This is a genomic window from Paenibacillus sp. J31P190 (genome assembly GCF_059692075.1).
Map to the genome: position 1 here is coordinate 44,070 of NZ_JCAUAS010000038.1, position 6,143 is coordinate 50,212.

General features: G+C 49.2%; 6 protein-coding genes. 1 reads left to right on the forward strand and 5 read right to left on the reverse strand.

All coding sequences use genetic code 11. The features are described from left to right. Positions 1-25 precede the first annotated feature (25 nt). Both AC58U0_RS34730 and AC58U0_RS34735 read right to left on the reverse strand, forming a co-directional pair. Positions 26-535: a DUF4188 domain-containing protein gene (locus AC58U0_RS34730; protein ID WP_497383267.1), complete on the reverse strand. Its 510-nt coding sequence runs from the start codon at positions 533-535 to the stop codon at positions 26-28. Positions 536-551: 16 nt separating this feature from the next. Then, entirely contained in the window at positions 552-1,187 is a 636-nt protein-coding gene (locus AC58U0_RS34735) for a TetR/AcrR family transcriptional regulator (protein WP_497383268.1), read from the reverse strand. Positions 1,188-1,416: 229 nt separating this feature from the next. Here AC58U0_RS34735 and AC58U0_RS34740 point away from each other — a divergent pair, with 229 nt between their 5' ends. Further along, positions 1,417-2,073 carry a DUF2306 domain-containing protein gene (locus tag AC58U0_RS34740; RefSeq protein ID WP_497383269.1) on the forward strand — a complete coding sequence of 219 codons (657 nt, stop codon included), beginning with the start codon at positions 1,417-1,419 and terminating at the stop codon, positions 2,071-2,073. A gap of 164 nt (positions 2,074-2,237) precedes the next feature. Here the strand turns inward: AC58U0_RS34740 and AC58U0_RS34745 are convergent, their stop codons facing one another. Genes AC58U0_RS34745 through AC58U0_RS34755 form a run of 3 tightly spaced genes read right to left on the reverse strand, consistent with a single transcriptional unit; the run spans position 2,238 to position 5,813 of the window. Continuing rightward, positions 2,238-3,809, reverse strand: a complete 1,572-nt coding sequence (locus AC58U0_RS34745; protein ID WP_497383270.1) for an ABC-F family ATP-binding cassette domain-containing protein — start codon at positions 3,807-3,809, stop codon at positions 2,238-2,240. Between the two features lie 49 nt (positions 3,810-3,858). Further along, positions 3,859-5,163 (reverse strand): MFS transporter, encoded by a 1,305-nt coding sequence (locus AC58U0_RS34750; RefSeq protein ID WP_497383271.1) that lies wholly within the window; start codon positions 5,161-5,163, stop codon positions 3,859-3,861. Then, positions 5,142-5,813, reverse strand: coding sequence for an ArsR/SmtB family transcription factor (locus tag AC58U0_RS34755; RefSeq protein WP_497383272.1), 672 nt, complete (start codon positions 5,811-5,813; stop codon positions 5,142-5,144). Before AC58U0_RS34755 ends, AC58U0_RS34750 begins: the two co-directional genes overlap by 22 nt. Positions 5,814-6,143: the final 330 nt, after the last annotated feature.

Here is a 6,143-nt window from a genome sequence, read left to right on the forward strand (position 1 = left end):
TTAACTCATCCACAGCTGCAATCACTTATGCCGGATTAGAAGGCGTTGGCACGGCAGGCTCTCCATCCCGCCCAAGCCTTCTGCTTGCCGTTTCTCGTTTACCGACAGCGGGGACGTGACGTCCAGCTTTTGCAAGTCCAGAGATAGGCATGTTGTTATACACACATTCGTAATTTCCTTCAGGAATCAGATAGGTTTCATGGTAGATCCCGACAACGCCGTCCGTTCCAACCTTTTTATTAAAATTACGCCACGCTTCTAAATGGGTTGCACCATGTCTAGCATAGTGTTCTAATTGCTCAAACGATTTCCAATACTGGATAAGGGTTACGCCTCGCCAAGAGAGATGAAAACTGGCATCTACAAAACCTAATTCAGGGTTGCGATACAATTCTTGAAGCATCGGATTCATTGCCTTGGCCACAGGGAGCCACTTATGTAGAGCCCACAATTTGTTCACTCTCATCCCAATGATAAAAACAACGAAAGAACCATCCATCTGCGCCGTAAATCTGCCTGGAATCACTTTACTCATGAATTCATCGCTCCTTTTACCTATTTTCAAGCAATTGTAGATGGGTGTTATAAAAGCCCTTAATATCCTTGGAACCATATAGTTGAGCGGTCAAAAATGCCCCGTAAAACACCGTAAACAAAACCTTAACCGCTGTTTCTACCGTAAATTCTTTTCTTAACTTTCCTTCAGCCTCCGCCTCAGTCATGCAACGATGAAAAAGTTTGTACATGTCAGGTGTCTGCGCGCCAACTTCCTCATGATCGGGAAACAGCAAATGAACCTCGGCTTCACTCAATTCCGGCATGCAAGGATGCATGTTCATTTCTGCCAGAAAAGATATCAAGCTTGGCATCAATCCCGCTCTTTCCTGGGCCTCTTCCGCCACTTTATGGAGCACATGCTGGATAACCGAAAATCCGCGTTTACCCTCCGCCTCGATTTCAATGATACGTTCCGTTAACCAAACACGCATGAAATAAACGAGCAAATCTTCCTTTTTCTGAAAAAACTTAAAGAACGTAACTCGGGATATTTCCGCTTTTCGGCAAACATCGTCAAGCATCATGTCTCGAAACATCCTGTCTCCGATTAGTGACAAACTGGCTTCATACAATGCTACTTTGGTTCTAGCCTTTTTTAATTCCCTTAGAGAAATAGCTGACCGATCCATGAGTAATCTCCTGTAACCATAGTTAACTTTAGTAAATAAATTAACATAAGTTAAGTTATTTTGTCAAGGTAAAGTAATTTGTATAATGCCCCCTAAGAAAGGCTTTACGGCAGCTCCATCCCCGACCTTGGGTGGGGTCTTCACTCCGTCTGAAGTCGCTTTTGAAGGTGATCACCTTGATGATAGAATCAACTCAATGATAAAAAAGACCGAATGCGAGGGATGAATAATGGGAGTACGACGAAGTACGATTCGCGCTTGGGCATTTGGACTATTGGTTTTTTTTGCTTTGGCAATTGGAGCTTATGCTTTGGTCATGTACGGAACACCAGATCAGCTCCATAAGCAGTCGTTCGTTACAGGAAAAGGCAGTTTGCCAGATTTGTGGTACAACATCCTCTGGGCTCATGCCATCTCGGCTGGAGTAGCACTTGCAATTGGCTGGCTTCAGTTTATCAAAAAGCTTCGCCACCATGCTCCGAACATTCACCGTTTGATCGGCTATATGTACTCCACAATGATTACAATCGCAGGCCTAACCGGCTTGTACTTAGCTTTCTATGCGAATGGCGGTTGGTTCGCGCAACTTGGCTTCGGATCGCTGTCAGTCCTATGGCTTTACACGCTTTTCCGCAGTCTAAAGAGCATCATCGTCGATCGCGACAAGGCCGACCACGGCCGCTGGATGGTACGTAATTATGCGCTCAGTTGCGCGGCAATCACACTCCGGATATATACCCCGCTGGCTGCAGTATTTCTAGGATTGACCGATACCAACGATTCTTTTATCGTTATCGCATGGATTGCCTGGATACCTAATTTGTTGCTAGCAGAGCTTATCATTGGTGAAAAGAAACGTACGAACAACAGGACGTTTGTACGATAGTTATGAGCGGACATCAATAAGAGCCAACCCACTAGATTTGTTTGCAAAGAAACCAAAAAGGGCCATAGCAGGCTACTCATCGCAACCTGCTACAACCCTTAAACCCGCGACCGACGCGGTCTTTCTTCTCATTACGACCCAGCTCCAATTGAGAAGCCTCTTTCCTATAAATTCTGCTCGCTTATCCCCAATTCCGGGTCGAAGGTTAGCATTTTCGTCCCGATTTTGTCAATAAAGAACCGATCATGGCTTACCGTAATAACGGCGCCAGGAAAATGGATCAACGCCTGCTCCATAACCTGAATGCTCGTTAAATCCAGATGGTTGGTTGGCTCATCCAATATGATGACAGCGGCACCGGAGAGAAGGCATTTCGCTAGCGCCACCCGAGCCTTCTGTCCGCCGGATAGGTTGCCGATGAACTTGCTTAGATCCATCTCCGAGAATTGCAGCATGGCTAGAAATTTGTTCACCTTTTTCCGCGGGGCATCCAATCCCAGACCGTACGTATTCACCGCGTGGCTAACGGTATCCTTAGGATTAAGCTCCTCCCACATCCGGTTGAAGTAAGCGTAGCTGACGCCCTTCTCCCAGATTACCTCGCCGGATTCTGGCTTCTCCTGACCCGTAAGCACCTTAATGAGCGTGGACTTCCCGCTTCCGTTGGGGCCAACGATGACTAAGCGGTCTTCCTTCTGAATGTCGAAGCTGACGTTCTGAAAGATCAGCCGATCTTCGTAGGTCTGCCCGATTTTCTTGACTTCGCATAGCTTGTCCGGAAAGCGCAGTTTCTCATAAATATCAGTGATTAGAACATTTACGGGGTGCGGCTCTATCCGCTTTTTGTTATCCGCCAATTGGCGGGACAGACGGTCTTTTGAAGATTTCTTGCTTGCACGGCTGTCAATGGCTTCTGACTCCATGAGAAGAAGCTCTTCCTCCCACTCGAACTGGCGGTCCAATTCCTTCTTGCGCATCTTCTTTTTGCGGATATAGTCGGTGTAATTCCCTTCATATTCCTGAAAATGATAGTTCTCGATCTCGATCGTTCGCGTGACTACTTTGTCAATAAATTGCCTGTCATGTGACACCAGAATCATAGCGCCTTTGAAGCGATACAACCACTGCTCCAACCACGCTATACCTTCCATATCCAAGTAATTTGTCGGTTCGTCGAGCAAGACGACATCGGGCAGCTCGATTAGCATCTTGGCGAGCGCGGCACGGTTTCTCCACCCTCCGGACAATTCATCGATAGGTTGATGGCGCGATCTCTCGTTGAACCCCAGTTTCGTAAGAACTGTATTAATCTCGACGGATACGTTCCAGCCATCCAAATGCTCCATTTGTTCGAATAGCTCCGCCTGTCGCGTCAACAGCCGATCCATTTCATTGTCTTCGGTGACCAATCCCAGCTTTTCTCCAACTTCCTGCAGCTCCCGTTCAATAAGAACAACCTGCTCGAAGCACATTTCCAGCTCTTGCTGAACGGACAGGCTTCCGCGCATTTCCGAGAATTGGGAGAAGTACCCCACTTTAACCTGCGGATCTATTTCCACTTTCCCGGACGTTGGCTCTTCTTTACCCATAATCAGCTTAAAAACCGTCGACTTACCGGCACCGTTCCGCCCGATTAGGCCGATACGCTCTCCTTGGGTCACGCGAAAATAGATATCGCGAAAGATCAGGGACTCCTCATACTTCTTAGTAACGTTCTCCAAACGAATTACACTCATGTCTATCACCCTTCTAACTCCGTCAGTCTAGCGTGATTATAACACTAGATCACTGTGTTAATCTCTTCTCGTTTTGATCTATCGACCGATCCCTGCGCAACCAGATCATAACCGGGATCAGCAGCAGAGACAGGAACCCACCCGCCAGAGAGAGGATGGCAAAGCTGGAATTGGCAACGACCATGCCCGACAATGCTCCGCCAGATGCACCGGCCAATGATACCAGGACATCCACGGTTCCTTGTGTCTTGGCACGTGTGCCCGGGGATGTCGCATCGATGATCTGCGCGGTGCCGCTGATCAGGCCGAAGTTCCAGCCGAGTCCAAGCAGTGCCAGAGCGACGATGAGCCAGCTTATCGAATCAGCCGGCGCCCATGCGGCAAGCAGTCCCGCCAACAACAGCGTGAACCCTGCTGCGCAGGACATGAACGTACGCCCGACCTTGTCTACGAGAACCCCCGTTATCAAGGAAGGCAGAAACATCGCCGCGACATGAATGCCGATCACCATGCCGACCGCGCTCAACCCATGTCCGTGGTGCTTCATATGGATCGGCGTCATCGTCATGATGGCGACCATCACGACCTGCGTCAAAACCATTACGGTCGTCCCAACGATAATTCCCCGGTTACGGGAAGCTGTCGCCAATGGATTCGCATTAACCGTCGCTTGAGATGGATTCGCTTGTTGCGCTTCAGCGATAGCTTTAGAGACGATATACGGATCTGGGCGGAGAAATGCCCATATAACCAGACCCGCCAGGATAAAAGCGACTGCCGCTAGCATAAACGGACCCGCCAGAGCAGGGGCGCCAATTGATGTCGCGAATCGTCCCATGACCCCCACCAGGTTCGGACCCGCAACTGCACCAAACGTCGTGAATACCATGGCTAGGCTGACAGCTCTCGCACGCTGCTTAGGCTGAGCTAAGTCAGTTCCCGCATAACGCGCCTGCAAGTTAGTCGATGTGCCGGCGCCATAGATCAGCATTGAAGCGAACAAAAGCGGAAGGTCATCAGCGATGGCTGCGAATACGACGCCAATCGCGCCGATCCCTCCAGCAAGAAAACCCGCGGTTAGGCCTACCCGACGGCCCAGGCGTTGAGACAGCCTTCCGACAAACAGTGACGACGAGGCCGCGCCCAGCGTCAATAGCGCCGAAGGGACCCCTGCTAAGCTATCCGTCCCGAGCATTCCCTGAGCAAGCAGCGCTCCGACCGTGACCCCTGCCGCGAGCCCCGCTCCGCCGAATAGCTGGGCGATGATCACGATCATAAGCGATCTCCGATAGAGCTGCTGCTGTCTCTCAGGAGAATGAAAGTATTCTCTAATCAATTCGCTTCCTTCAGCCATTCATGCTCTCCCCCCTCCAGCTTGTATGCCGTGATTCCCTCCCGCTGCAACTTGGCAACGGCCTGTGTTGAACTGATGCAATAGGGGCCTCTGCAATACACCACAACTTCAACGAGCCTAGGAAGATTGTTAAGAAAAGGTTCCAACTCCTCCATCGGTATGGAGATAGCCCCCGAGAGATGACCGGCCTCATATTCGTCTCTCGGTCGTACATCGAGTAAGATGATCTCTCCGGCTTCCATTTTCGTCCTTGCTTCCTCCAAAGATAGCGTCCGAATATCCTCGTACTCGTGTAAAAATTCCTGTCTAATCCGCGCAACCTCCGCAAGTTGACTCTCGCCTATCTGCCACAAAGCAAACAAAAACGCGCCAATGGAAGGGTCAGCCAACGAATAGATGACATATGTACCTTTCTTGCTGAACTTCACTAGTCTGGCATCGAGCAAAACCTGCAGATGGCGGGATACATTAGCCACACTCATCTCCGTGACTTGAGCCATCTTTTCTACTGACTTAGGCCCCTGAGCAAGCAAGCTCAAGACTTCAAGCCGCTTGTCGCTTGATAGACATTTCCCCACCCGGGCTAATTGTTGAAACAGTTCATTCTTAAATTCTTTTGCAGAAGTATTTGCGATGGGTACAGATTCCATAATCGTTCGTCCTTTCATATTCAATTCATTAATTGAATATTAGAATGGGAGTAGGGTGTTCGTCAAGAAATAATCATCCTAAAAAATTCCGCGAGCCGAAGCTCGTCGATAGTGGCTGATAAGTCAGAAATCGATTTCTCAGCTGACCGTCCTGCGCGTCCGCACTGTGTAAGCGCGGTAAACGCGCTTAATCGCACAGCCTCGAACAAATAAGCGCGAAAATGGACTTAGAATAAAAAGTGGACACCTCTTAGATTCAGGCAGATAATAAATCTAATAAATCGAAGAGGTGCCGGCGCCATGAGTGTGAAGAGACAACATTACAATGAG

Bases quoted from the DNA above. Each gene is read 5' to 3' on its own strand.
- AC58U0_RS34730 (WP_497383267.1), bottom strand. From the start codon at position 535: ATGAGTAAAGTGATTCCAGGCAGATTTACGGCGCAGATGGATGGTTCT.
- AC58U0_RS34735 (WP_497383268.1), bottom strand. From the start codon at position 1,187: ATGGATCGGTCAGCTATTTCTCTAAGGGAATTAAAAAAGGCTAGAACC.
- AC58U0_RS34740 (WP_497383269.1), top strand. From the start codon at position 1,417: ATGGGAGTACGACGAAGTACGATTCGCGCTTGGGCATTTGGACTATTG.
- AC58U0_RS34745 (WP_497383270.1), bottom strand. From the start codon at position 3,809: ATGAGTGTAATTCGTTTGGAGAACGTTACTAAGAAGTATGAGGAGTCC.
- AC58U0_RS34750 (WP_497383271.1), bottom strand. From the start codon at position 5,163: ATGGCTGAAGGAAGCGAATTGATTAGAGAATACTTTCATTCTCCTGAG.
- AC58U0_RS34755 (WP_497383272.1), bottom strand. From the start codon at position 5,813: ATGGAATCTGTACCCATCGCAAATACTTCTGCAAAAGAATTTAAGAAT.